Origin of the sequence: Lentzea terrae, assembly GCF_003265345.1 — a bacterium.
GTDB classification, from domain to species: Bacteria; Actinomycetota; Actinomycetes; order Mycobacteriales; family Pseudonocardiaceae; genus Lentzea; species Lentzea terrae.
The window spans coordinates 529,805-553,689 of record NZ_QFWW01000008.1; the positions used below are offsets into that span (position 1 = coordinate 529,805).

27 protein-coding genes and 2 pseudogenes are annotated in these 23,885 nt (G+C 67.6%); 20 read left to right on the forward strand and 9 right to left on the reverse strand.

What is annotated here, in order from left to right; translation table 11 throughout:
- From DI276_RS50935 to DI276_RS16680, 14 genes and pseudogenes are all read left to right on the forward strand, one after another.
- Positions 1-433 (forward strand): annotated as a pseudogene (locus DI276_RS50935) (hypothetical protein); the annotation flags it as partial.
- A gap of 6 nt (positions 434-439) precedes the next feature.
- On the forward strand, positions 440-1,534 hold the full coding sequence (locus tag DI276_RS16620; RefSeq protein WP_112264211.1) for an SRPBCC family protein: 1,095 nt from the start codon (positions 440-442) through the stop codon (positions 1,532-1,534).
- Between the two features lie 65 nt (positions 1,535-1,599).
- Positions 1,600-1,992: a gas vesicle protein GvpJ gene (gene gvpJ, locus DI276_RS16625; RefSeq protein ID WP_112264285.1), complete on the forward strand. Its 393-nt coding sequence runs from the start codon at positions 1,600-1,602 to the stop codon at positions 1,990-1,992.
- Positions 1,993-1,997: 5 nt separating this feature from the next.
- Positions 1,998-2,789: a GvpL/GvpF family gas vesicle protein gene (locus DI276_RS16630; protein ID WP_112264212.1), complete on the forward strand. Its 792-nt coding sequence runs from the start codon at positions 1,998-2,000 to the stop codon at positions 2,787-2,789.
- A gap of 1 nt (position 2,790) precedes the next feature.
- Positions 2,791-3,051 (forward strand): gas vesicle protein GvpG, encoded by a 261-nt coding sequence (locus DI276_RS16635; protein ID WP_198680675.1) that lies wholly within the window; start codon positions 2,791-2,793, stop codon positions 3,049-3,051.
- Positions 3,048-3,380, forward strand: coding sequence for a gas vesicle protein GvpO (gvpO, locus tag DI276_RS16640; RefSeq protein ID WP_112264213.1), 333 nt, complete (start codon positions 3,048-3,050; stop codon positions 3,378-3,380). The genes DI276_RS16635 and gvpO overlap by 4 nt, the downstream gene beginning before the upstream one ends.
- Positions 3,377-3,742 (forward strand): gas vesicle protein, encoded by a 366-nt coding sequence (locus DI276_RS16645; protein WP_112264214.1) that lies wholly within the window; start codon positions 3,377-3,379, stop codon positions 3,740-3,742. The genes gvpO and DI276_RS16645 overlap by 4 nt, the downstream gene beginning before the upstream one ends.
- Positions 3,735-4,544, forward strand: a complete 810-nt coding sequence (locus DI276_RS16650) for a GvpL/GvpF family gas vesicle protein (protein ID WP_112264215.1) — start codon at positions 3,735-3,737, stop codon at positions 4,542-4,544. The genes DI276_RS16645 and DI276_RS16650 overlap by 8 nt, the downstream gene beginning before the upstream one ends.
- Positions 4,541-4,765: a gas vesicle protein gene (locus tag DI276_RS16655; protein ID WP_112264216.1), complete on the forward strand. Its 225-nt coding sequence runs from the start codon at positions 4,541-4,543 to the stop codon at positions 4,763-4,765. The genes DI276_RS16650 and DI276_RS16655 overlap by 4 nt, the downstream gene beginning before the upstream one ends.
- A gap of 5 nt (positions 4,766-4,770) precedes the next feature.
- Entirely contained in the window at positions 4,771-5,061 is a 291-nt protein-coding gene (locus DI276_RS16660; protein WP_198680694.1) for a gas vesicle protein K, read from the forward strand.
- A gap of 101 nt (positions 5,062-5,162) precedes the next feature.
- Entirely contained in the window at positions 5,163-6,341 is a 1,179-nt protein-coding gene (locus DI276_RS16665) for a carboxylate-amine ligase (RefSeq protein WP_112264289.1), read from the forward strand.
- 16 nt (positions 6,342-6,357) lie between these two features.
- On the forward strand, positions 6,358-7,479 hold the full coding sequence (locus DI276_RS16670) for a serine/threonine-protein kinase (protein ID WP_157984757.1): 1,122 nt from the start codon (positions 6,358-6,360) through the stop codon (positions 7,477-7,479).
- Between the two features lie 161 nt (positions 7,480-7,640).
- Positions 7,641-8,090: a hypothetical protein gene (locus tag DI276_RS16675; protein ID WP_232836701.1), complete on the forward strand. Its 450-nt coding sequence runs from the start codon at positions 7,641-7,643 to the stop codon at positions 8,088-8,090.
- A gap of 243 nt (positions 8,091-8,333) precedes the next feature.
- Positions 8,334-8,627 carry a hypothetical protein gene (locus DI276_RS16680; protein ID WP_232836702.1) on the forward strand — a complete coding sequence of 98 codons (294 nt, stop codon included), beginning with the start codon at positions 8,334-8,336 and terminating at the stop codon, positions 8,625-8,627.
- Between the two features lie 281 nt (positions 8,628-8,908).
- Here DI276_RS16680 and DI276_RS16685 read toward each other — a convergent pair whose 3' ends face one another.
- Positions 8,909-9,181, reverse strand: a complete 273-nt coding sequence (locus tag DI276_RS16685; RefSeq protein ID WP_112264220.1) for a GlsB/YeaQ/YmgE family stress response membrane protein — start codon at positions 9,179-9,181, stop codon at positions 8,909-8,911.
- Positions 9,182-9,687: 506 nt separating this feature from the next.
- Between DI276_RS16685 and DI276_RS16690 the strand changes: the two genes are divergently transcribed.
- A complete protein-coding gene (locus DI276_RS16690) occupies positions 9,688-9,987 on the forward strand; it encodes a hypothetical protein (RefSeq protein ID WP_112264221.1) in 300 nt (99 codons plus the stop codon).
- 26 nt (positions 9,988-10,013) lie between these two features.
- On the opposite strand, the gene DI276_RS16695 is transcribed toward DI276_RS16690, so the two are convergent.
- Positions 10,014-11,267 (reverse strand): serine/threonine-protein kinase, encoded by a 1,254-nt coding sequence (locus DI276_RS16695; RefSeq protein WP_112264222.1) that lies wholly within the window; start codon positions 11,265-11,267, stop codon positions 10,014-10,016.
- A gap of 37 nt (positions 11,268-11,304) precedes the next feature.
- Between DI276_RS16695 and DI276_RS16700 the strand changes: the two genes are divergently transcribed.
- The gene (locus DI276_RS16700) at positions 11,305-12,720 is read left to right on the forward strand and encodes a serine/threonine-protein kinase (RefSeq protein ID WP_232836703.1); all 1,416 of its coding nucleotides are present in this window, start codon (positions 11,305-11,307) and stop codon (positions 12,718-12,720) included.
- Positions 12,721-13,289: 569 nt separating this feature from the next.
- Here DI276_RS16700 and DI276_RS16710 read toward each other — a convergent pair.
- Genes DI276_RS16710 through hppD form a run of 6 tightly spaced genes read right to left on the reverse strand, consistent with a single transcriptional unit; the run spans position 13,290 to position 19,411 of the window.
- On the reverse strand, positions 13,290-13,916 hold the full coding sequence (locus tag DI276_RS16710) for a CoA transferase subunit B (RefSeq protein ID WP_112264223.1): 627 nt from the start codon (positions 13,914-13,916) through the stop codon (positions 13,290-13,292).
- Complete coding sequence (locus tag DI276_RS16715) at positions 13,913-14,677, reverse strand: CoA transferase subunit A (protein ID WP_112264294.1); 765 nt, start codon at positions 14,675-14,677, stop codon at positions 13,913-13,915. The genes DI276_RS16710 and DI276_RS16715 overlap by 4 nt, the downstream gene beginning before the upstream one ends.
- Positions 14,677-16,005 (reverse strand): fumarylacetoacetase, encoded by a 1,329-nt coding sequence (fahA, locus tag DI276_RS16720; protein WP_112264224.1) that lies wholly within the window; start codon positions 16,003-16,005, stop codon positions 14,677-14,679. Before fahA ends, DI276_RS16715 begins: the two co-directional genes overlap by 1 nt.
- Positions 16,002-17,330 (reverse strand): homogentisate 1,2-dioxygenase, encoded by a 1,329-nt coding sequence (gene hmgA / locus DI276_RS16725; RefSeq protein WP_112264225.1) that lies wholly within the window; start codon positions 17,328-17,330, stop codon positions 16,002-16,004. The genes fahA and hmgA overlap by 4 nt, the downstream gene beginning before the upstream one ends.
- Before the next feature lie 10 nt (positions 17,331-17,340).
- Positions 17,341-18,207 carry a hypothetical protein gene (locus DI276_RS16730; protein WP_112264226.1) on the reverse strand — a complete coding sequence of 289 codons (867 nt, stop codon included), beginning with the start codon at positions 18,205-18,207 and terminating at the stop codon, positions 17,341-17,343.
- Positions 18,194-19,411, reverse strand: coding sequence for a 4-hydroxyphenylpyruvate dioxygenase (gene hppD / locus DI276_RS16735; protein WP_112264227.1), 1,218 nt, complete (start codon positions 19,409-19,411; stop codon positions 18,194-18,196). The genes DI276_RS16730 and hppD overlap by 14 nt, the downstream gene beginning before the upstream one ends.
- A gap of 162 nt (positions 19,412-19,573) precedes the next feature.
- Here hppD and DI276_RS16740 point away from each other — a divergent pair, with 162 nt between their 5' ends.
- The gene (locus DI276_RS16740) at positions 19,574-20,080 is read left to right on the forward strand and encodes an Lrp/AsnC family transcriptional regulator (RefSeq protein ID WP_112264228.1); all 507 of its coding nucleotides are present in this window, start codon (positions 19,574-19,576) and stop codon (positions 20,078-20,080) included.
- 417 nt (positions 20,081-20,497) lie between these two features.
- On the opposite strand, the gene DI276_RS16745 is transcribed toward DI276_RS16740, so the two are convergent.
- Entirely contained in the window at positions 20,498-22,840 is a 2,343-nt protein-coding gene (locus tag DI276_RS16745) for an ATP-binding protein (protein ID WP_112264229.1), read from the reverse strand.
- A 235-nt stretch (positions 22,841-23,075) separates the two neighbouring features.
- Here DI276_RS16745 and DI276_RS49985 point away from each other — a divergent pair, with 235 nt between their 5' ends.
- The 3 genes and pseudogenes from DI276_RS49985 (at position 23,076) to DI276_RS52120 (ending at position 23,775) form a co-directional block, all read left to right on the forward strand.
- The gene (locus DI276_RS49985; protein WP_157984758.1) at positions 23,076-23,249 is read left to right on the forward strand and encodes a hypothetical protein; all 174 of its coding nucleotides are present in this window, start codon (positions 23,076-23,078) and stop codon (positions 23,247-23,249) included.
- A pseudogene (locus DI276_RS53410) lies at positions 23,246-23,389 on the forward strand (DUF4360 domain-containing protein); the annotation flags it as partial. The gene DI276_RS49985 and the pseudogene DI276_RS53410, both read left to right, overlap by 4 nt.
- A gap of 233 nt (positions 23,390-23,622) precedes the next feature.
- Positions 23,623-23,775 (forward strand): hypothetical protein, encoded by a 153-nt coding sequence (locus tag DI276_RS52120; protein WP_232836704.1) that lies wholly within the window; start codon positions 23,623-23,625, stop codon positions 23,773-23,775.
- The last annotated feature ends 110 nt before the right edge of the window (positions 23,776-23,885 follow it).

Consider the following 23,885-nt stretch of genomic DNA (forward strand, 5'->3'; position numbering starts at 1 on the left):
TCGTCGTGGCGACGACGAATCCGATGAGGACTCGGACGAGGACGCCGAGGAGTCCGAGGCACCTGTCCGGCGCACTCGCCGTTCGGCGTCGGGCGGCGGTGCTTCCCGCCGGGCCAACGACGAGCCCGATGAGGACTCGGACGAGGACGCCGAGGAGTCCGAGGCACCTGTCCGGCGCACTCGCCGTTCGGCGTCGGGCCGCGGTGCTTCCCGCCGCGCCAACGACGAGCCCGACGAGGACACCGACGAACCCGAACCGCCGGCCAAGCCTGCGCGCCGCTCGGCGGCGAACCGCGCCACCTCTCGCCGGACCAAGCAATCCGATTCCAAGGACGCCGGATCCGACGACAGCAAGAAGGCGACGCCGCGGCGTCGGGCCGCGCGCTCGACGAGCGGTACGGGCCGTTCGTCGGCGCAGCGCACACGGAGGTGACGTGGGATGACGAGCACTGTCAAGCGATCAGCGAGTGACAGCACTCCGAACAGCACGCTCAAGGATTCGTTCCAGAACCTCGCTTCGGCAGTGGTCGACCGGGCTGCCGCGAAGGTGACCGACCGGGTCACGGGCGCGGCGGGGCGGATCAACGACCTCGCCCGTGGCGACGGAGGTGGACTGGCGTCGGCGCTGACGGGATCGAAGAAGAAGTCCGGGGACAAGGACGCGTCGGCTGCGAAGCCCGGGCTGACCGACCGGCTGGCCGACGTGGCGTCCCACGCGACGGAGTTGGTGGGCGGGCAAGTGGTCGGGCAGGTCAAGGACAAGGTCAAAGGCCTTGCCGGCGGTGTGCTGCACGCTCTGCCTTTCGGTGGCAGCAACAAACAAAGCGGCAACAAGCTCAAGCTGACCAACATCGTCGAGCAGATCGACGTGGGAGTCCCGATTCAGGTCGCCTACGACCAGTGGACGATGTTCACCGACTTCCCCAGTTTCATGAAGAAGGTCGAGAACGTCGAGCAGGAGTCCGACGAGAAGCTGGTCTGGACGGCCAAGATCTGGTGGTCTCGGCGCACCTGGACGTCCACGATCATCGAGCAGGTTCCCGACGAACGCATCGTGTGGCGTTCGGAAGGGGACAAGGGGTACGTCGACGGTGCGGTGACCTTCCACGAGTTGACGCCGGACCTCACTCGCATCCTGCTCATCCTCGAATACCACCCGCACGGATTGTTCGAGCGAACGGGAAATCTCTGGCGCGCCCAGGGCCGCCGGGCCCGTTTGGAGCTCAAGAACTTCCAGCGTCATGTCATGACGGACACGATTCTGCACGCCGACGAGCTCGAAGGCTGGCGCGGCGAGATCCACGGTGAGCACTCGGTGGATGACGACCAGTCGGATGCCTATGACGACGAGTCGGACGTCGACGAGGACGAGCAGTGGGAGGACGAAGACGAGGTCGAGGACGACGAGGAAGACGAGGTCGAGGACGAGGCCGAGGACGACGAGGACCAGGAGGACGAGGAAGAGGAAGAGGAAGAGGAGCAGGACCTCCCGACCTCGGGCAGGGCAGGCCGGCGAACCGCGCGCAGGGCATGACTGCCGCGGCGAACCGGCGAGATCGCAACACCACGACTTCGGACCAGGAAGGAACGGCCCAGGAGATGACCACAGCCCTACAACAAACCGGAGGTGGCGGCGGAGCCTCAGGCGGCTTGGCCGACGTCATCGACAGCATCCTCGACAAGGGCCTCGTGCTCGACGCCTACGTCAGCGTGTCGATCGTCGGCATCGAGTTGGTGACCATCAACGCGCGAGTCGTCATCGCCAGCGTGGACACCTATCTGCGCTTCGCCGAGGCGACCAACCGCCTCGACCTCTCCTCTCAGAAGGGGGCCGGCATGCCGGAGCTCGTGGGTGACACGACGAAGGGAGTTGCCAAGGGCAAGACCCGCGGCGTGCTGGACGCGGTGGGCGAGAAGGTGTCAGACGCACTGCACGACAAACGCGAGGAGTTCGAACGGCGGGAGCCCTCGAGACGGCGGAAGGGCGAGTGAGTGTCATGGCCGAGGCACGCGCGGAGGCGCAATCGCCCGAAGAGGACAAGGACACGGTGTGTTACGTGTACGGCATCGTGCCGGCGGACGTGGCCACCGATGAGCGGGCACGCGGAGTCGGCGACTCCCCCGTCGAAACGGTGATGCAGGGCAAGATCGCGGCATTGGTCAGTCTCATTCCCCACGACACGATGCTGGGCCAGGCGGAGGACCTGGTCGCGCACGAGCGACTGCTGGACCTGGCGGCGGCCGAGACACCGGTGCTCCCGTTTCGCTTCGGTTCGGTCATGAGCAGTGAACACGCTGTCAGGGATGAACTTCTCGCGCCGTATCACGATGAGTTCCTTTCCGCGCTCTCCGAGTTCGAGGGGCGGCGGGAGTTCGTCGTGCACGCCCGCTACGTGGAAGAGACGATCCTGCGCGAGGTGCTGACCGAGAACGAGGAGGCGGCTCGGCTGCACGAACGGATCCGGGCGCAAGGCGAGGAAGCCGACCAGCAAGACCTCGTCGCACTCGGTGAACTCATCTTCAACGCCATTGCCGCCAAGCGCGAAGCCGATTCGCACACGGTGGCCGAGGCGATCGCACCACTCAGTGTCTCCATCGCCCCGCGTGATCCGAGGAACGAGGACGACGCCGTCAACATCGCGTTCCTCGTCGGCATCGACCACGAGCAGGAGTTCCGTGCCGCCGTGGAGGAGATCGCCGAGAACTGGACGAACAGGGTCGGGCTGCGGCTGCTGGGGCCATTGGCTCCGTACGACTTCGCGACCTCGCGCACCACACCGGAGGAATGACGTGACAGCCCTGCTCTGGTTTCTCCTCGGCCTGCCACTGGCACCTGTACGCGGGGTCATCGCCCTCGCCGAGGTTCTGCTGGAGCAGGCCGAGGAGGAGCTGCGGCTGCAGACTCGCCGTGAACTGGACCAGCTCGAGGAAAGGGTGGCCGCGGGTGAACTGTCCGAAGAGGAGGAGTACGAGGAGGCGCGGAGGATCACGGAAAGTCTGATGAGTCAGCAACGTCGGCAGGTGGAGCGGAGCGGAGGTGATCGACAGTGACGGCCGGAGAAGGTCGTGAGCGGCCTGTCGACGAGCCCTCGGACGACGAGCCCGAGGTGTCCGCGGCGGAGGCAGCCGATGCCGCGATCGAGGCGATAGGCGATCTGACCGGCAAGGACCCGATCGGGGCGACAGCGGTGAAACCCACCGAGGAAGGCTGGCTGGTCGAAGTGGAAGTGGTCGAGGAGAAGCGCATTCCGTCCTCGGCGGACCTCCTCGCGCTCTACGAGGTGGATCTGGACCTGGACGGAACGTTGCTGTCCTACAACCGCACCCAGCGGTATCCGCGCGGCGCCAGGATCGACGGGAATTCTGGAGATCGGCGATGACCAGACCGAGCAGGTCCGGTGCAGGGTTGCCGCAACCGCTCGGCGGTTCCGCGGGACACCAGTCCGCGAACCTCGCCGACATCCTCGAGCGAGTACTCGACAAAGGCGTGGTGATCGCCGGGGACATCCAGGTGAACCTGCTCGACATCGAACTGCTCACCATCAAACTGCGCCTCGTGATCGCGTCACTGGAAGCGGCCCGCGAGGTCGGCATCAACTGGTGGGAGCACGATCCCTGGCTGTCCGGTGACGGGGGGAGGGGACGCGAACTCGAACGGGAGAACCAGCGGCTGCGGACGCGACTGGCCGAACTGGACCGGGACGCCCTGCGGGAACTGGATGAGGGTCCCGACGATGGGTGAGCAGCACGTGGTGTGGCTGTACGCGGTCACCAGGCGACTGGACTTCGCACAGTTTCCCGCGACGACCGGGGTGGCCCAGGAACCAGTGCGCATCGTCGAGGCCGCCGACCTGGTGGCCGTCGTCGGCTCTGTCGGTGCCGACGAGTTCGGAGAGGATGCCCTCCGCCGCAATCTCGAGGACCTCGACTGGTTGGAAGCGACCGCACGAGCCCACGACGCCGTGGTCGACCTCGTGACCCACTTCGGCCCCACCGTGCCACTTCGCCTCGCCACCGTCTATCGCGACGACGACAGCGTGCGCGCGTCGCTGGTGGCACATCGCGGCGAGTTCGACACCGCACTGCGCCGCGTGACGGGGCGAACCGAGTGGGGGGTCAAGGGCTACGCGGATCCCCACTCCATCGCGCAGCACAGCATCGATGAGCGAGCCGGGGGTGTCGGTGAAGGAACGGCCTACCTGCTCAGGCGGCGGGCCGTGCTCTCCGCCCAGCAGGCGGCGGAATCCAAGGCCGCCGCCAACGCCCACGAAATTCACGAGGCTCTCAGCCGGATCGCCGTCGTCGCGAAGAGACAGCCGGTTCCGCACGCCCAACTCCTCAGCAAGCGAGCCCAGATCGTCCTCAACGGGACCTACCTCGTCGACAACGAACGAGCCGATGAATTCGCGGACGCCGTGCGGGCACTCGATGATCAGCACCCCGGTATCGACCTGGATCTGACCGGTCCCTGGCCGCCCTACTCGTTCGCCGGTGTCGATCAGATTTCCCCGCAGCGCCCCCAAGCAGAAGGGAGGCAAGGATGACAGAGATCGAACCCACGTCTTCGCGATCGCCCGCGCCGGTCGGCGATCGGCGTATCGCGCTGGTCGACCTGCTTGACCGCGTACTCGCCGGCGGTGTCGTCATCGTCGGCGACGTGAGGCTGTCCGTCGCCGATGTGGACCTGGTCCACATCTCCCTGCGCACCTTGATCACCTCTGTCAGCGCCCTGAATCCCTTGAGCGACGAGCTGGACAGCCCGTGAGCCAGCTGCCCGAACGCATCAACACCGATCACGAGAACGTCGAACGCGGTCTCGCGTCGCTCGTGCTCACGATCATCGAACTGCTCCGCCAGCTCATGGAACGCCAGGCCCTGCGCAGGATCGAGCACGGCGACCTCAGTGATGAGCAGGTGGAACGGATGGGCCGGACGTTCATGGCTCTGGAGCAGCGCATGAACGAGCTGCGCGACCAGTTCGGCCTCACCGCGGAAGACCTCGACATCGATCTCGGCCCACTGGGTCCCCTGCTCGGCAACGACACCGAGGGCCGCGGGTAGAGCGTCGCTTCTCGTTGCACACCAAGAGCTTTGGCCCGCCTCCGATCCGGGTAACCAGATCGTGCGGCGTCACCGACGTTGCGAACTCCTCGGAGGTGCTCGTGAACGCGATCCTGAGCCTCGGCGTCGAGGAGGAGTTCCTGCTGGTCGACCCGCGTACAGGCGAGCCGGTGCCACGAGGCCCGGACGTCGTGCGGCGGGCACGCGAGCAGTTCGGTGTGGAGTTCGACCTCGAACTCACCGCCGCGCAGCTGGAGACAAAGACCACGGTGTGCCACGACCTCGCGGAGGTGCGGCGGCAGTTGCTGGGTGCGCGGTTCATCGCGGCTCAGTCCGCTCGTCAGCTCGGCTGTCTCCTCCTCGCTGTGGCGGTGCCACCGATCGGCGCGTCGAAGATGCCGATCAACTCGGACGACCGCTACCGGCAGATTGCCGACGATTACGGGCGGTTGGCCGTAGAGCAGGTGATCTGCGGCTGCCACGTGCACGTCTCGGTGCCGAATCGCGAGATCGCGGTGCAGGTGTGCAACCACGTGCGCCTCTGGTTGCCCGTGCTCGGCATGGTGACCGCGAACTCTCCGTTCGCCCACGGTCGTGACACCGGCTATGCCAGCTGGCGGTCGATGGTGTGGTCACGCTGGCCGGTGTCGGGACCGCCACCCTGGTTCAGTTCCGCGCAGCACTACGACGAAGTGTGCGACTCACTGGTGGCCACCGGAGCGGCACGCGACCTGAAGATGATCTACTGGGATGTCCGGCCGTCGTCGCACCTGCCCACCGTGGAAGTCCGGGTCGCTGACGTGGCGGCCACTGTGGACGAGGCAGTGCTGCTGGCCGCTGTGACACGTGCGCTCGTCGCCACCGCGGTGTGCGACGTGCGGCGGGGTTTGGTCGCGAGCAACGTCCCCGTCGAACTCCTGCGGTTCGCCGCCTGGAAGGCGGCCCGAGAAGGCTTGAGAGGTCAGGCGTTCGACGTGATGTCCGGGAGGCTGCTTCCCGCGCGGCTGCTGATGGACCGGCTGGTGAGCCGAGTGCGGGATCAACTCGTCGCCGTCGGGGATCTGCGTCTGGTGCAGAACATTCTGTCCGTTGTGGACAGATGCGGCGACGGTGCCACTAGGCAACGCAAGGCGTTCGGTGTAGCGCGATCACTGCACAACGTAGTGGACCAACTCGCGGCGGAGATCATGGCGGAGCCGACCGAGTACCCGTGCGCGATGTTTCGCACCACCGCGGGATTGGCTCACCCTGTTGGCGGGCACCCACAAAGTGCATGCTGAACGAAAGGTGCCGCTCGTGCCCGGCTATTACGATCTTGTCGCCGATCGTTATCGGTTGGCCGGGATTCTGGGTGTCGGGGGTGTGGCGGAAGTACGACGCGCGTGGGACACCGTCCTGCGGCGCGCCGTGGCGATCAAGTTGCTCCGCAACGGATACGACGCGGCCGACCGGCGCCGGTTCGACAACGAGATCCACACGCTGGCCGGGCTGTCCCACCCGGGGCTGGTGTCGGTGTACGACGCGGGCACCATCGGGCCCACGCCTTTCGTGGTGATGCAACTCGTCGACGGGTCCACGTTGCGCGATCGCATCGCGTACGGACCGTTGCCGATAACAGTGGTGTGCGAGTTGGGCCGCTCCCTTGCGGAGGCTCTCGGCCACGTGCACACACACGGCGTAGTGCACCGTGACATCAAGCCCTCCAACATCCTGCGTGACCGAGACGGCACCGTGTACCTGGCGGACTTCGGTCTGGCCCGAGCAGCCGGCACCACCCGGCTCACCAGGAGCGACCAGTTCGTGGGCACGGCAGCCTACCTCGCCCCGGAACAGGTGCGCGGTGGCGAGATCACACCCGCGGTCGACGTGTACGCGCTCGGTCTGGTGCTGCTGGAATGCCTGACCGGACTTCGGGAGTACGAAGGCAGCGCGATCGAGATAGCCCTCGCCCGGCTGCACCGCTCGCCACACGTGCCCGACCGTCTCCCGTTCCAGCTGGCGCGTTTGTTGACGTTGATGACCTCGCTACATCCTGGCGAGAGGCCATCCGCGTACGAGTGCGCCCGCATCCTGCGTGCGATCGGCCGCTCCGAGGCCATCGGTACGGTCACCACCAGGGCACGGGTCCAGCAGCGTCCTTGGCGTTCTCGCGCACAGGCGTTGCTGGCCGCCGCGCTTGCGAGCCTGCTCGTCGCCGCCTGCAGTGCGGACGTGGCGCACGACGCTGCGCCACCGGCTTCCGATGAGAAACTCGTTGCGGAGCAACCAAACGGACCGCGTGCGGGCCTGGTTCCACCGGACGTTCCTGCGACGTCGATCGCTGTCCGGCCCGGTTCGATCGAGTCCGATGATTCCCCGGCGAAGGCCCGAAAGCGCGCACAGAAGAGCAATGACGGCAAGGGGAAGCACGGTTCGTGAGCCAGCCGGGCACACGATCACGAGCTAGCGGCACACACCGCAGTGGCACGTCCACAGCAAGTGGTGAGGGGCGATGTGGACAATCCGAAGTGGACCTAGAAGCTGCAGCCATGGCTCATTCACCGCGTTTCGACACTGGATCGCGTCGGGTACCCGAAGGCATGACTCGACCAGTTGACCCCGAGAGACGGCGGCGCAGGGAGTACGAGCACGACTACCTGTTGCCAGAGGAACCTCCGGTCGTGGAGGAAGAGGTCACCGCCCGCGACGGCTACGGCAAGGCACGTGCGGTACGCACGATCTGCGCAGTGATCGACATCGTGTGCTGGGTGTTCGCACTCGTCCTGTTGCTGCACATCCTGCTCGTGGTTGCGGGCGCGAACATGGGCAACGGCTTCGCCACATTCATCTCCGGCTGGGCTGGTGGAATCGATTTCGGCTTGGACGGTCTGTTCACCCCGGCCAATGAGAAGGCGGCCGTTCTGCTCAACGAAGGTGTCGCCGCACTGCTCTGGCTTGCGATCGGTGCGTTGCTCACACACCTGATCAGCCGCGTGGCGCTACCGGTTGACGAGCGACGGGCCTGGTTCAGGAGGTCGGTCCGGCCCTGACAGAACTGCGCAACGGGGCGCTGACCCGCAGCGACAGCTCGGGACATTGGACCCGCACGACTTGGTCTCATCACACGTCACCACTGGGATGCCGTCATGACACAGTCACAGGAAACAGACAGATGGTTTCCCTTCGAGTGGGGCGAGCCTGTGGTCGTCGAGGAGGTAGTCGCCGCTCGAGACGGCTACGCCAGGTTGCGCACCGTTCGCTCGATCTGCGCGGTGGTCAGCATTGTGTGTTGGGTGCTCGCCGCCGTCCTGCTGGTGCACGTCGTCCTCGTCGTGGCGGGCGCAAGCATCAGCCACGGGTTCGCTGCCCTCGTGACGAAGTGGGCCGGCGCCATCACCTTCGGGTCGAGCGATCTGTTCACAATGGGCAACGAGGCGCTCGCCGCTCTGGTGAACGAGGGCTTGGCGGCGGTGCTGTGGCTCGTTATCGGGGCGTTGCTGACGAACTTGATCTCGCGAATCGCGCTACCAGTGGGTCAGCGGCGAGGTTGGTACCGGCGGGATCGCCAGGTAGTGATCAGGCGTTGATCTGGAGCGAGGGCCATCCGCAGTCGTAGTCCACGCAGCAGCCGGCACCGTCGACGTGGATGTGCTGGCAGGACAACGCATGTCAGAACAGACCAACGCCGTGACTGCGGGTCCGCGTTGACGTCTGCCTGAAGCGTGGCGGGCTCCGATTCCCGCCGTGGCCAAGCGGTGATCGGAGCCCCGGCGAGCCACTCAGTGGCCAGCAGAAAGGTCGAAGGTCGCAACCGATCTTCCCTCGACCAGACCATCGAGCGGCAAGATCTTGCCCAACAAGGCGGCTGTCAAAGGATCGACTTGCGCTTGCGGGTCCCCGCGACGATGGCGATGCCGGCGGCAGCGAGCGCGACCTGGATGACCACTTCGATCCAGTCGATGCCTTCCGTGTTCGCCACGTCGAGCCCGCGGGCGATGGCCGTTCCGATAAAAGCGGCGACGATGCCGACGAGAATCGTGAGCCAGATCGGGGTCTTCTGTCTGCCTGGCATGATCAGTTTGGCGAGCACACCGATCACCAGGCCGACGATCAAAGCGCTGAGGATGCCGGTGATCTCCATGACACCTCCACTCGTTCGTCGACGGCGAAGTCATCGCCACCGAGTACTTCTCCGCGGTCAGGCGCTCACCGAACGCCGTCGCCGTCTTTGTCGATCGTGGGTTGAAGCACGTTGTTCGTTCTGTGGATATCCCTGGTACGCCACACCAAACGCGAAAAGCATCCGACCAGAGTGGACATTTTCTTGTGCCTCGCCGGTGCGCGACGTTGAGTGTCTGTGCCGTCGCGATTTGTCGAACGATCGAGGATCCTGTGTCCTGCAAACCATGACAGGAAGGTCGGCGCATCCGATGTGGACATGAAACCTCATCGGCCGCAAACGCCAGCGAAGGGGAAGGTGGCCGCCGGCGGACTACCTGCGTGCAGCGCTCCCACGAACGTGCCCGACATTGGGCGTGTTTGCGAGGGCAGACCGGAAGACGGTCTGGGCCGAGTTCTCCTTCGGCGCCGCGGGCATTGCGTCTGAGACGGCGTAACGATGTGAGGAGCCGTCACGATCAGCCCCCTATGAGTCGGAAGACCGAACGGTCGGGGCGTGCAGCTCAGCTCGAGGTCCGCTGCCTCGCGGTCGTGTTCTTGATCATTGCCGCGGTGCACGGCGTGCTTGCGGCGGTGGAACGCGTGACGTGGCCGTTCGTCTTCTCTGCTGCTTGCGTCGCAGGTGCCGTGGTGCTGGAGCGGATCTTCGTGGCGTACCAGCGGCCGTACGGCGTCCAGAGGCTCGATGCCGCCCAGCGCCTTGTGCGGGAGGGCCTTGCGGAGCTTCCCCGCCACTTGACTTGCGGACTGGTGCGGGACGCGCCCTGATCGAGGCCGGGGCCGGCTGAGGTGAGTCAGCCGTCGCGCCCCTTGTCGTTGTTCTTGTCCACTTCCTTGGACTTTTCTTCCTTGCGCTTGTCATCCCCCTTCTCGCCGTCGCCGGTCGTGTTTGCCTGGGTCGGGGCGACAGGGGACGGGATGTTCTGCGGCTGAGGTGAAACCGCTGCCGGTGCGCTGGTCGGGACTGGTGTTGCCGGTGTGGTGGTTGGCGGTGGTGAGGATTCGGCGGGTGGCGGTGCAGGGAGAACGGCCGCGGTGATGCCTGCCGCGGTGAACAGCGCCAACGCGGCGGAGGTGACGAGCAGGCGGATCGGGCGGCGCGGATGGATGGGCGCATCGAGAAGCGTGGAAGTCCCGCGCGGCTCGCGCAGGGCACCTGCGCATTCGGCGGCCGTCGGGCGCCGGCGTGGCGACAGCGAGGTCATCAGCGTGAGCAGGCGCTTGAGGTCTGCGGGCAGCTCGTCGGGAATGGTGGGCTGGCGGTGCAGTCGAGCGACTGCGGCTTCGATCTCGCTGCCTTGGTACTCCCGCTTGCCGGTGAGGCATTCGAGCAACACCAGACCGAGAGCGTAGATGTCCACGGGGCAGCCGAAGTCGTCGCCGCGTACCTGTTCGGGGGCGAGGTAGGCGGCGGTGCCGACCAGTTGATCGGGCCTGGTCAGCCGGGTGGTGCCGATCAGGCGGGCCAGTCCGAAGTCGGCGAGGTGGGCGTTGCCGTCGCGGTCGATCAGAATGTTGGACGGCTTGATGTCGCGATGCATCACGCCGCGTGCGTGCACGTGGGCGAGCGCGTCGGCGAGATCCGCGCCGAACCGTCGCACGTCGTCGGCGGCGAGTCGCCCACCGGCGATGCGGTCGCGCAGCGTGCAGCCGTCGACGAGCTGCAGGACGACGAACGGGGTGTCCGCGGTCGTTCCGGCGTCGTGGACCTGCACAAGGCCGGGATGAGACAACCCGGCCAGGGTTTTGATCTCGTTGTCGAACCGGAGCACGTCGCCGACCTCGGATCCGGCTCGGAACAGTTTGACCGCGACCTGGCGCCGCAGCCGGGTGTCCCACGCGCGGCGAACCTCCGCCATAGCGCCCGAACCCAGCAACTCGCCGAGCTCGTAACGCTCGGCGAGCACACGGTCGTCGGCGGACACGGACATGGCAGCCCTCCGGTCGGAGATCAGGTGCCCGACGTATTCCCAAGCGTCATGATCGCCAACCGTGTGCAGGGCGTGCGTTCGTCCACTGAGGAGGGTATCCACGTTGTGGCGGCACATAAGCTCCAGCGACCAGCTGTGATCAGAGGAGGCGCCGGTGACTGAGCAGGGCGATCTGGTTGCAGGGCGTTATCGGCTCGAAAGACAGATCGGCGTCGGCGGCATGGGCGTGGTGTGGCAGGCGTTCGACGAGCGCCTCGACCGGGTTGTGGCGCTCAAGCACCTCGTGCTGGCGCCCGGACTGTCCACTGAGGAGGCCGAGCAGGCCCGGCAACGCGCGGTGCGGGAAGCGCGGATCGCGGCCCGGCTGCAGCATCCGGGAGCGGTCACGGTGCACGACGTCACCGAGGACGGCGGCCAGCCGGTCCTGGTGATGGAGTACGTGCCGGCGCAGAGCCTCGCTGAGATCATCGCGGCCCGCGGACCTCTGCCCGTCGCGCAGCTTGCTCAGATCGGGAGCCAGGTAGCCGCCGCGCTGGCGGCGGCGCATGAGGCCGGCATCGTGCACCGGGACGTCAAGCCCGCCAACGTCCTGATCACCGGCACCGGAACCGCGAAGATCACCGACTTCGGCATCGCCCGCGCCCACGGCGACACCACCGTCACCGCCACCGGCCTGTTGGTCGGCACACCGGCGTTCCTGGCACCGGAAGTGGCGCAGGGACACGAATCCAGCGCCGCCAGCGACGTGTTCTCCCTCGGCGCCACTCTCTACACCGCGCTGGAAGGACGTGCCCCGTTCGGAGACGGTGACAACGCCATCGCGCTCCTGCACGCCGTGGCCGCAGGGCGGATGATCCCGCCCGCTCACCACGGCCCGATCACCGACGTCGTGCTGCACATGATGCGACCCGATCCTGCGGCCCGTCCCACGATGGCCCAGGCAACGGAGAGCTTGCGCGCGGCGGCGGTCGGCCACCCAGCGCCGACCCGGACTCGCGTGGACCTGCAGCCGCTCGCAGACCCCCAGGCACCAGCAACTCGCCGACTGCGCACCGCACTCCCCATCGTGGCCGCCGCGGTCGCGGCCGTCGTGCTCATCGCACTGCTGTACCCCCAGTTGACGTCCCCCGACCAGACCGCTAACCAGCCAACGACTACTACCGTCGCTCCGGCTCAGCTGCGACAGGCCGCTGCGGACTACTTCGCCTTGCTTCCCGAACGCCTCGACGAAGCGTGGACCCGACTGAGTCCGGCCATGCAGGCACAAGGAAGGGAGCATTACGAGAAGGCGTGGAAGGACGTCAAGGATCTCGTCATCACCAACGCACCACAGGCCATCAACGCCGACACCGTCACCATCGGCGTGGAATACATCGTCGAGAGCCGTGGCCGGCTTCGTGAGACGCGTCAGCTGCGCCTGATCACCGACGGCGCCAAGGTGCTCATCGACTCAGATCAGGTCCTCACGTCCGAGCGTGTCAACGGCAAGAAAGAGGACGGCGACAAGAAAGACGGCGGTGACGAGAAGGACGACAAGAAGCGCGGCGAGGAAGGAAAGGGCGGCAACTGAAGGGCCTTCACAGCCGAACCGCCCGCAGACGGGCACAAGGCCTTCGGGCACCGAAGACCTTCAAGTCAGCTCGTTCCATCGCCAACGGCGCCCTGCCAGAGAGCTGATCAATGGTCGGCCAGCCGCATTCAGGACAGGGTGTTGCTCGCCGCTTTGCTTGTGTCCCTAGGCCGCGCGGCGTTGCACCGGCTCCGGTTGCTGGTCAGCCCGGACACGGTGCTGAGGTGGCATCGCGACCTGATGATGCGCCGCCACGGCCGCGCGAGTGCAAACCGGGCACCAGCTCACGTTCGCCAGGCGGCGCCGACACTGTCTGCGGGCGCGGCCCCACCGGTCAGTTTCTCTCGTCTCGCCGGAACGGTCACCACGTGGTGGCCACCGTGTTGGCGGCCAGCCAGGACTCGCCGTCGGACGAGCTGAACATCCGAGCGGGCAGGTCAAGGCTCCGGACGTGCCGCACGCCACCGCATGATGCTGTTTGTAGATCTCCTTGTCGAACGTCGGCGGTTGCCCACCGTGGCGACTCCGGGTTCTGCGGGTTTCGCGTGGTTGTGCAAGGTGGCATGCCGTCAGCGCAGGACGGGCTCCGTCTTCGCGCGCACCTCGTCCTCGGTGACCCCGGGCGCCAGCTCGGCCAGCCGCAGCCCGTCGGCCGTCACGTCGAGGACGCAGAGGTCGGTGATGATCCGCTGGACGACGGCCCTGCCGGTCAGCGGGAGGCTGCACTCGTCCACGATCTTGAACGAGCCGTCCTTGGCGAGGTGCTCCATGAGGACGATGACTTTGCGGGCGCCGTGGACCAGGTCCATCGCGCCGCCCATGCCCTTGACCATCTTGCCGGGGATCATCCAGTTGGCGATGTCCCCGGTCGCCGAGACCTGCATGGCGCCGAGGATGGCGCTGTCGATCTTGCCGCCGCGGATCATGCCGAACGACGTGGCCGAGTCGAAGAAGCTCGCGCCCGGACGCACCGTGACCGTCTCCTTGCCGGCGTTGACGAGGTCCGCGTCGACGTGCTCCTCGTCGGGGTAGGGCCCGACGCCGAGAATGCCGTTCTCCGACTGCAGGACGAGCTCGACGCCCTCGGGCACGTAGTTCGGCACGAGGGTCGGCAGCCCGATGCCGAGGTTGACGTAGGCGCCGTCCTCGAGTTCGGCCGCCGCGCGTGCGGCCATCTGCTCCCTGGTCCAGCTCATTGGACCGTCCTCTTCTCGATGCGCTTGTCGGCGGCCGCCTCCGGCGAGAGCGCGACGACGCGCTGCACGAAGACGCCTGGGGTGTGGATCTGGTCGGGGTCGAGCTCGCCGGGGTCAACGAGCTCCTCGACTTCGGCGAGCGTGATGCGCCCGCACATTGCCGCGAGCGGGTTGAAGTTGCGCGCGGCCTGCCGGAAGACGAGGTTCCCGTGACGGTCGCCCTTGCTGGCACGGACAAGGGCGAAGTCAGCGACGATCGCCTGCTCCAGGACGTGCTCGCGCTCGTGGCCGTCGACCGTGAACACGCGGGTCTCCTTGGCCGGGGAACTCACGACCACGTTGCCCTCGACGTCGTACTTCCACGGGATGCCGCCATCGGCGACTTGCGTACCGCTCCCGGTCGCGGTGAAGAACGCCGGGATGCCGGATCCGCCCGCGCGCATCCGCTCGGCGAGTGTGCCCTGCGGCGTGAGCTCCACCTCGAGCTCTCCGGCGAGGTACTGCCGGGCGAACTCCTTGTTCTCCCCGACGTACGAGGACACGATGCGCCGCAGTCGGCCGGCCTGCAGCAGGCGGCCGAGGCCCCAGTCGTCGACTCCACAGTTGTTGGAGACCACCTCGAGGTCGATGGCACCGCTGTCCAGCAGGGCCTCGATGAGCGCGGACGGGATGCCGCACAGCCCGAAGCCTCCGACCGCGATGGTCGCGCCGGACGGGATGTCCGCCACGGCCGCGGCCGCGTCGTGGAGCACCTTGTCGATCACCGCGCACCTCCGGGAGCGGGAGAGATGGCGGCGCGGCACTCTCCGAAGCCGATCGGGGCGGCGCCCTCGCGGTGGGCGCGAGCACGCAGGACCACCTCGTCGCCGTCGAGCAGGAAAGTCCGTTTCTCACCGTTGGGCAGGGCGAACGGCTCGGTTCCTCCGCGGGTGAGCTCGAGGAAGCTGCCTTCCGACCCCGGCGTCGGACCGGAGATCGTGCCGCTGCCGAACAGGTCGCCGGGCCGCAGGTTGCAGCCGTTACTGGTGTGATGGGTGATCATCTGCGCCACCGACCAGTACATGTGCCGTGTCGACGAGGAACTGACTAGCACGGGCTCCTCGCCCGCCGCCCGCATCCGCGCGGTGACCAGGTGGACCTCGAGGTCGATGTCGAAGCCGCAGCTCCGCCGGTGTGCCGCGGAGTCGAGGTGCGGCAGCGGGGCGGGATCGGCGGCGGGACGGTTCCACGGCGTCCGGTACGGCTCCAGTGCCTCGGGGGTGATCACCCACGCCGAGACGGTCGAGGCGAAGTTCTTCGCCAGGAACGGGCCCAGCGGCTGGTACTCCCAGGCCTGGACGTCGCGCGCGCTCCAGTCGTTGAGCAGGCAGAAGCCGGCGACGTGGTCCTCGGCGTCGTCGAGCGCGATCGGCTCGCCGAGCTCGTTGCCCTGGCCGATCCAGATCCCCAGCTCCAACTCGATGTCGAGCCGCTGGGTGGGGACGAAGGCCGGCGCGTCGGCGTCGGGGCGCTTCGTCTGACCGAGCGGCCGCACGACGGTGCCGCCGCTGACGCCGATGCTGGACGCCCGGCCGTGGTAGCCGATCGGCACCCACTTGTAGTTGGGCAGCAGCGGGTTGTCGGGCCGGAAGATCGAGCCCACGTTCACCGCGTGGTGGATGCCGACGTAGAAGTCGGTGTAGTCGCCGATCGCGCTCGGCAGCAGGACGTCGACCTCAGCCACCGGGGTGAGCAGCGCCGCGACCTGCTCCCGCGCCGGGGAGCCCTCGACGAGCAGCCCGTGCAGTGCCGCCCGCAGTGCCCGCCGGGGGCCGGCGCCCAGCGCGAAGAGCGCGTTGAGGGACCCCTCGCCCGCGGCCTTCGCGGCAGCCAGCGCCTCGTCCTCGAGCAGGCCCGCGATGGCGAGCCCGGACAGGTCGAGCACCTCGTCACCGATCCGCACGACACCACGCGGTGCTCCGCCCGCGCGAGGTGCGACCACACCGAACGGCAGGTTCTGCAACGGGAAGTCGCTTCCCTCACCCGCCGACGCGACCCAGCTGCGCAGGCTCGGGTCGTGCGTGACGTCGAGGACGACCGGGGCGCTCACGGCTGCTCCGGGGTGAAGCGCTTGACGAGGCCGCTCCAGCAGTTGGCGTAGTCGCGCTGGCGCTGCGGTGACTCAGCGGCGTACGCCGTGACCCGCTGGGGGAAGCGGGTCTCGAACATGAAGGCGAGAGTGCCCTCCTGCTTGACCGGCTTCATCTCCTCCGTGCTGCCTGCTTCGAACGCCTTGGCATCCGGGCCGTGCGGCATCATGCAGTTGTGGAGGCTGATGCCACCAGGCGCGAAACCGCCGCCGGGCTTGGCGTCGTAGACGCCGTACACGAGTCCCATGAACTCGCTCATGATGTTCATGTGGTACCACGGGGGACGGAAGGTGTCCTCGGCCACCATCCACCGCTCGGGGAAGCAGACGAAGTCGATGTTGGCGGTGCCCGGCGTCTCGCTCGGCGAGGTGAGCACGGTGAAGATCGAGGGATCCGCGTGGTCGAAGAGCAGCGGGCCCACCGGCGAGAACCGTCGCACGTCGTACTTGTACGGCGCGTAGTTGCCGTGCCAGGCGACCACGTCGAGCGGTGAGTGGCCGAGCGTCGTGCGCCACAGGTCGCCGCCCCACTTCACGTAGAGCGTCGAGGGCACCTCGCGGTCCTCGAACGCCGCGACGGGTGTGAGGAAGTCGCGCGGGTTGGCCAGGCAGTTCGCGCCGATCGGGCCGCGCTCGGGCAGCGTGAAGGCGCCGCCGTAGTTCTCGCAGAGATAGCCGCGGGCGGGACCTTCCGGCACCTCGACGCGCAGCTTCACGCCACGGGGGACGACCACGATCTCACCGGGTTCCGCGTCGATGACGCCGAACTCGGTGCAGAACCGGACCGGGTTGTGCTCGAGGACGAAGAGCATCTCGGCGTCGCCGTTGTAGAAGTACTCGTCGACCATCGAGTCGGTGATCGTGTAGACGCTGTTGGCGAAGCCCGTCTGCGCCTCGACGTCACCGCCGGTGGTGATGGTGCGGATGCCCGTGATGAAGGTGGTCCGCTCGGTGTCCGGCAATGGGTGCGGGTCCCACCGCATTTGCGCGATCGGCACTTTGGGGGCGTTGTCCGGGGCCGAGCGCCAGTGCTGCACGGACTCCGTGGGGCTGCCCGCCTCGGTCGGCACGAGGCTGAACTCGCCCCAGTGGGCGACGCTCGGACGGATCCGGTAGAGCCAGGAACGCTCGTTGCTGGCGCGCGGGGCGGTGAACGGTGAGCCGCTCAACTGCTCGGCGTACAACCCGTAGGCGCATCGCTGCGGCGAGTTGCGGCCGACCGGGAGGGCGTGGGGAAGGGCCTCGGTCTCGAAGCCGTTGCCGAAACCGGAAAGGTACGAGGTCATCGCGAGTTCCTCAGATTCGGTGCTGGAAGGCGGTGACAGTGGAAAGCAGACCCAGCGCGGCCAGGTCGTCGACGGGCTCGCTGGTGCTGCAGGAGCCGAAGGAGCGGAACAGGTCGCGCACCTCGCGGGCGGTGGCCGCGGCCAGGCCCGCGGTGGCCTCGACGACGGTCGCGCGATCGCGCTCCAGCAGGGCCGCCTCGACCTCGGCGACAGGTGCGCCGGCGAGCGCGCGGGCTGTCCCCGCGATCAGGTCGAGAAAGCCGAAGTGGCCGAAACCGGTCGTGCCGTCGGTGTGGGTGATCGCGTGGTGGAGCCCGGCGGTGGCCTTGAACGGGAGACCCCGCTCGGCGGCGGCGACGAGGAACGCGGCAAGTTCGGCCGCGGACGGGAACATCTCGCGCCGTACGCCGCCACAGCGGACCTTCGCCCGGTGGCCATGCGCGGCCAGCAGGTCGAGGTCGGTGCCGTGCACCGGCCGGATGCCGACCTCGACGCAGACCTCGAGGCCTGGGACCCGCGCGACGAGCGCGTCGGCGACGGCGAGCAGCTCCTCGCGTTCGGCCGCCCCGGCGGGCAGGACGGTCTCGAACCCGCGCAGCACGAGCCGCGGGTCGTCCAGCACCGCCTCGATCTCCCGGCAGGTCGTCCAGGTGGCCGGCCCGAGGGCGATCAGTTCGATCCGGTCCCCGTCGGGCAGGTGCTTCCTCAGCTCGGCGAACCGGACGACCGGGCACACGAAGCGGTGCGTCAGCACCGGGCTCGCGGCTGCCCGGTCTGCCCGGTGACGGGCCACGGCGGCGGCCATGTCGAGCTCCTCCGGCGGGAACAGCCCGGCGTCGTCGACCAGGCCGCGGACCAGCTCGTCAGAGGTTGCCACGGCGATCCTGCTCGCGCTCGATGGACTCGAAGAGTGCCTTGAAGTTGCCCTTGCCGAAGCCCAGCGAGCCGTGCCGCTCGATCAGCTCGAAGAAGACCGTCGGCCGATCACCGAGCGGCTTGGTGAAGATCTGCAGCAGGTAGCCGTCCTCGTCGCGGTCGACCAGGATGCCGCGCTTCTTCAGCTCCTCGACCGGCACCCGAACCTCACCGATGCGGGCCCGCAGCTCGGGGTCGTCGTAGTAGGCGTCGGGGGTGTCGAGGAAGTCGACGCCTGCCTTCCGCAGCTCGTCGACGGTGCGCAGGATGTCGTTGGTCGCGAGCGCCAGGTGCTGGGCGCCGGGGCCGCGGTGGAACTCGAGGTACTCGTCGATCTGCGACTTCTTCTTCGCGACGGCCGGCTCGTTGAGCGGGAACTTCACCCGGTGGTTGCCGTTGGCGACCACCTTCGACATCAGTGCGGAGTAGTCGGTGGCGATGTCGTCACCGATGAACTCCGCCATGTTCACGAAGCCCATGACCCGGTTGTAGAAACCGACCCACTCGTCCATCTTCCCGAGCTCGACGTTGCCGACGATGTGGTCGAGAGCCTGGAAGAGACGCTTCGGCGCACCCTCACGCTTCACGAACGTGCTCGACGCCCGCTCGTAGCCGGGGAGATGGGGGCCGTCGTAGCGGACCCCGTCGACGACGCGCTGGACGAGCGTGTGCCGGGTCTCGCCGTACGTCGCGATCGCGGCGACGCGGACGGTGCCGTGCTCGTCGGTCAGGTCGTGAGGCTCCTCGAGGACAGTGGCTCCGGCCGTCTTCGCCTGGGCGATGCACTTGTCGACGTCGGGCACCTCGAGAGAGATGTCGACGACGCCATCGCCGTGCTTCGCGTGGTGGGCGACCAGCGGGCTGTCCGGGTGGACCGCACCCTTGACGACGAAGCGGATCGAGCCGGACTTGAGGACGAACGCCTTGTGGTCGCGGTTGCCGTTCTCCGGGCCGGAGTAGGCGACCAGCTCCATGCCCCAGGTCGCCTGGTAGTAGCTCGCGGCCTGGGTGGCGTTGCCGACGACGAACACGATGGAGTCCCAGCCGCTGACCGGGAACTGGTCCCGGGTCTCGTCGTAGTCGACGAGACCGACCAGCTGCCTGAGCTGCTCGGCGTCGAGGCCGGCGAGCTTCTCCTCCGCGGTCAGGGTGCCTTCGACGGTCATGTCGCTTCCTCCAGCAGGTGCTCGGCGGGCGGTGTGGTCTGGTCACGGAGCATGCGGGGACTGCGAGAAGCTGAGCAATATCGTCAGAGAACAATGCTCATACTGCTACTCTCGTACAGACGAACCCCGTCACAACTATGCAAATTGCCTAGCGGGGGTGCCATGAGCGAGGCTGCTCGGCTCGACGACATCGACTTCGCCCTCCTGGAGTCGCTCGCCGAGCATCCGCAGATCGGCGTGCTCGAGACCTCGCGCCGCATCCACGTAGCCAGGGCGACCGTGCAGGCCAGGCTGCGCAAGCTCGAGGAGGCCGGCGTGATCGCCGGCTACCAGCCGCACATCGACCTGGCGGCCGCGGGCTTCCCGGTGCAGTGCTTCGTGCAGCTGCAGACCGTCCAGGGTGAGCTCGACAAGGTGGCCGAGGACCTGGCCGCGATCCCCGGCGTGCTCGAGGCGTACGCCACCACCGGTGCCAGCGACGTCCTGTGCCGGGTCGCGGCCCAGTCGCACCAGGGGCTGCAGGAGGCGCTGATCGAGATCGGCCGCTCCCGCTTCGTCTCCCGTTCGGACAGCATCGTCGTGCTCTCGGCGATCATCCCGTTCCGCACCATGCCGCTGCTGCAGACGCTCGACCGGCGCAAGGCCGCCAGGGCGCCGCGCTACCGCTGACCGGCGTAGGACTGCACAATCTGCATAGCAGGTGGCGGGCCGACCACATCGAACCTCGCACGGTGCCTGAACTGCTGGTCACATGTTGCACCCGTCAGGAGCAGGTCACGACAGTGCGCGGAGTTGACATCCACGCCGCGTCCCGCGCGCCACACTGGATCAATTCCAGCCGGAAACCGGCCATTGTGGACAGAGGATACTGTCCACAACAGACTTGCTGGGGACATCTGGCGCGTTGGGGCCCAACGCGAAAGCGGTCCCATCGCGGCCTGTCAGGTCTGGTCGGACCACCTCGGCGCGTCGATCAGCTGCCGCGAAAGGGTTCACCTCATCAGGCGAACGCATCGGATTGGGAGACCTGATCCGGTGAGCGGTGCGCGGATGCCCCGCGAAGGAGTTCGGTGTCGGCTTCCGCCGTCAACGGTCGGTGCTGTCTCGCTGCTCCTTGACCCAGGCGGCCATCTGAGTGCGATTGGACAGACCGGCTTTGGTCAGGATGTTCTCCACGTGGGTTTCCGCGGTGCGCGGAGCGATCACCAAGCGGGCGGCGATCTCCTTGTTGGTCAGGCCCTCCGCGACCAGTTCGGCCACCTGTTGCTCGCGCCGGGTGAGAGTCCTCGCGAGACTGTCGGGTGACGGCGTCGCCTGAGGCTTCTCGTTCAGGGCGTATTCGTTCGCATCTGCCAAGCTCAGGCCCAGCCCGCGCTGGAACGCGGTCTGGAACGCCTGCTCGCCCAGCGCGCCACGTGTCCGCTGTTCGCAAATGTCGTGGTATCCGAGCAAATGGGGGGACTTCGCCGGGGACGCGTCGGTGGCGTGCCAGCGTTCCGCGGCGGCGCCGAGCAGGGTCGCGGCGCGACGGGGATCCGGTCCGTCCGCCTCGATCCAGGCAAGGGCTTCCAGGCACCAGGCGGCGCCGAGCAGGTCATCGAGCGGGCGCTTCAGACGCAGGCTCTGCTGTACCAACCCGACTGCCTGTCGTGGGTGGCCCTGCTGCCACAACGCCAGTCCGAGGACCCACAGCGAGATCGACCGGTACCACACCTCGCCGCGGGGTTCGGTGATCGCAAGTGCCTCTTCGTGGCAGGCCAGTGCTCGAGCGGGATCTCCGAGCCCTTCGCTGGCCAGCGCGAGCGCGAGAAGGGCTTCGAGCAACATGAGCACGTCGTCCGCGCCGCGGAAGGCGTCGACCGCGGCATTCAGGAGCGCGACCGCGCGGTGGAGGTCACCCTGGAACATCGCGAGGTACCCCGAGGCGAGACCGGACATCGCGCGCGTCGAGGCATCATCCAGCTGCTCGGAAACCTGCTGCTCCTCGGCCACCAGCGTCGATGCGGCGGCGATGTCGCTCTGGTGCCCGGCCAGCATGCTGGCGGCGTAGAGGGCACGGGCGAGGTCCGCACTCGGGTGCGTCCGCAGAGCCAGGGCACGGTTGAGCCAGTGCCGGCCCTCGGTGAGCAGCCCGCGGCCGAACCAGTACGGGTACAGGGACGCGGCCATGCGCAGCGCGGCCGCGGACTCACCTGGTTCCACGAGACAGAACTCCAGCGCGGCCCGGATGTTGGGGTACATCCGTCTCAGGCGGGCGAACCAGTCCACCTGCCGGTGACTGATCCACTCGGCTTCCGCCTGCGCCACCACCGCGGCGTACCAATCTCGATGCTGCCGGGCCAACGCGATGTCCTGCCCGGATTCCCGCAGCTTGTACTGACCGAATTCGCGGATCGTGTCCAACAGCCGGTACCGCATCACGGCGCCGTCGTGATCGTGGATCACGATCGACTTGTCCACCAGGCAGGTCACCAGGTCGAGCACGTCACCCGACGCGAGGTCGCCACCGGCACAGACACTCTCGGCGGCCTCCAGTTCGAAACCACCGGCGAACACGGTCAGCCGAGCCCACAGCAGCTGTTCTGCGCGGGTGCACAGCCCGTAGCTCCAGTCGATGCAGGCCCGCAGGGTGCGGTGCCGGTGCGGCGTTCCGCGCGGACCGACGCCCAAGAGCCGGAACCGGTCGGACAGGCGGTGCAGAATCTCGTCCGGCGAAAGCGCCCGCAACCAGGCGGCGGCCAGTTCGATCCCCAGCGGCAGCCCTTCCACCCGGCGGCAGATCTCCGCGACCACGACAGCGTTGCCGGCCGTGAGGCAGAATCCGGGAACCACCGCCCCGGCGCGCTCCGTGAACAGAGCCACCGCTTCGAACCGGGCCACCTGCCGCACGGTGGGTGGCCGTCGTGAGTCCGACTCAGGCGTCGGCAGCGGCGGCACCGGACGGGTGATCTCGCCGCCGATGCGCAGCGGTTCCCGGCTGGTGGCCAGCACCCACAACTCCGGACAGGACCGCAGCAGCGCATCACCCAGCTTCGCGACCGCGTCCACCACGTGCCCGCAGTTGTCCAGTACCAGCAACACGTGCCGCTCGGCCAGATGCTCCGTCAGTCTCGAGACCGGCGTCGACGACTCTCCCAGCGGGCCTTGCTCCCTCAAGCCGAAGGCATCTGCCACTGTGTGCTCCACCAACGCCGGATCCTGCACCTCACCCAGTTCGACCAGCCAGCCCCCGTCGTCGAAGGCTCGCTGGACCTGCGTGGCCACCCGCAGCGCAAGGCGGGACTTGCCGACACCCCCGATTCCGGTCAACGTCACCAGACGAGAGGTCGACAGCATCTGCTTGGTCTCGGCCACCTCACGCCGACGCCCCACAAAACTGGTCAGCTCCAGGGGGAGGTTCCCGGCCTTGCCCTGCGCAACGGGGGACATGACACCTTCACCTGACCAAGTCTGCTGCTCGATCTTCGAGTGCCCACTCGAATCCAGACGCTGTCCGCAACGTTAACCGCTGTACCGGCGGCGTACGAATGGAAGCAGCCTGGTCGGGCTGCGCCGCGAATCGTCAAGTGATCGCAAGGCGACCGGAGCGTTCGCAGGCACCGCCATCGGATTGGGTACAGGTGCGGCGGTCTCCGCAGCCGGCCCGTCGGAAGCTGAGCGTCCAATGATCAACATGATTGCCGCCGCTGCCGTGGCGATGTCCGCCATCGTTCTCCCACCGGCCGGCACACCGCCGCCCGGTGAGGTCACCGCCGAACTGGTCACCGTCAACGGGTCCGGCTGCTACCGAGGCACGGTCGCGGTGGCGGTGTCACCGGGCACGCCACCTTCCACTTGATCTACAGCGGTTACCTCGCCGCGGTTGGTGTAGGTACCCGGCCGACGGACTTCGGCAAGAACTGCCAACTTGCCGTGAAGGTGAACGTGCCACAGGGCTTCTCCTTCGGCATCGTTCAGGTCGACCACCGCGGCTTCGCCCACCTCGAACCCGGCGCCACAGGGACGCTGAGACGCAACCACAGCTTCCAGGGCATGCCGGGGGTCGACACCATGATCACCGCGGGTCTGGAGGTCGTGTCCTGCGGTGCCAACGTCCCCTTCGCCGACCCGGAGATCTTCTACGGTCCGATATGCGAACACGCCGGCACCCATGTCTCGGTGATCCCGGACTTCATCGCCAACTGCGGCATGGCCGCACCTTCGCGCTGCTCATGGAGGGCGCGACCGAGGTCTCGGACGAGGCGATCTTCCAGGACGTCTCTCGTGCCATCGGTGGGGCGCTCGAGCGCTGCCACCACCGGTCGCCCGCCCGGGAACGGATCGCCGCCACCACCTTCGAGATCGCTCTCGGTCAGCTGATCTGAAAGAGAGGCCGCGACCTTGGAGGGTCGCGGCGATCGTTCAGCTGCTCATGAAGTGAACGCGCGGGCGGCGGCCAGGAAGGCGTTGTTCTCCTCCGGCTCGCCGATCGTCA

What these genes read in the sequence shown, in the direction of transcription:
- DI276_RS16620 (WP_112264211.1), top strand. Translation starts at nt 440, where the DNA reads ATGACGAGCACTGTCAAGCGATCAGCGAGTGACAGCACTCCGAACAGC.
- gvpJ (WP_112264285.1), top strand. Translation starts at nt 1,600, where the DNA reads ATGACCACAGCCCTACAACAAACCGGAGGTGGCGGCGGAGCCTCAGGC.
- DI276_RS16630 (WP_112264212.1), top strand. Translation starts at nt 1,998, where the DNA reads ATGGCCGAGGCACGCGCGGAGGCGCAATCGCCCGAAGAGGACAAGGAC.
- DI276_RS16645 (WP_112264214.1), top strand. Translation starts at nt 3,377, where the DNA reads ATGACCAGACCGAGCAGGTCCGGTGCAGGGTTGCCGCAACCGCTCGGC.
- DI276_RS16650 (WP_112264215.1), top strand. Translation starts at nt 3,735, where the DNA reads ATGGGTGAGCAGCACGTGGTGTGGCTGTACGCGGTCACCAGGCGACTG.
- DI276_RS16655 (WP_112264216.1), top strand. Translation starts at nt 4,541, where the DNA reads ATGACAGAGATCGAACCCACGTCTTCGCGATCGCCCGCGCCGGTCGGC.
- DI276_RS16675 (WP_232836701.1), top strand. Translation starts at nt 7,641, where the DNA reads ATGACTCGACCAGTTGACCCCGAGAGACGGCGGCGCAGGGAGTACGAG.
- DI276_RS16685 (WP_112264220.1), bottom strand. Translation starts at nt 9,181, where the DNA reads ATGGAGATCACCGGCATCCTCAGCGCTTTGATCGTCGGCCTGGTGATC.
- DI276_RS16690 (WP_112264221.1), top strand. Translation starts at nt 9,688, where the DNA reads ATGAGTCGGAAGACCGAACGGTCGGGGCGTGCAGCTCAGCTCGAGGTC.
- DI276_RS16695 (WP_112264222.1), bottom strand. Translation starts at nt 11,267, where the DNA reads ATGTGCCGCCACAACGTGGATACCCTCCTCAGTGGACGAACGCACGCC.
- DI276_RS16710 (WP_112264223.1), bottom strand. Translation starts at nt 13,916, where the DNA reads ATGAGCTGGACCAGGGAGCAGATGGCCGCACGCGCGGCGGCCGAACTC.
- hmgA (WP_112264225.1), bottom strand. Translation starts at nt 17,330, where the DNA reads ATGACCTCGTACCTTTCCGGTTTCGGCAACGGCTTCGAGACCGAGGCC.
- hppD (WP_112264227.1), bottom strand. Translation starts at nt 19,411, where the DNA reads ATGACCGTCGAAGGCACCCTGACCGCGGAGGAGAAGCTCGCCGGCCTC.
- DI276_RS16740 (WP_112264228.1), top strand. Translation starts at nt 19,574, where the DNA reads ATGAGCGAGGCTGCTCGGCTCGACGACATCGACTTCGCCCTCCTGGAG.
- DI276_RS16745 (WP_112264229.1), bottom strand. Translation starts at nt 22,840, where the DNA reads ATGTCCCCCGTTGCGCAGGGCAAGGCCGGGAACCTCCCCCTGGAGCTG.
- DI276_RS49985 (WP_157984758.1), top strand. Translation starts at nt 23,076, where the DNA reads ATGATCAACATGATTGCCGCCGCTGCCGTGGCGATGTCCGCCATCGTT.
- DI276_RS52120 (WP_232836704.1), top strand. Translation starts at nt 23,623, where the DNA reads ATGGAGGGCGCGACCGAGGTCTCGGACGAGGCGATCTTCCAGGACGTC.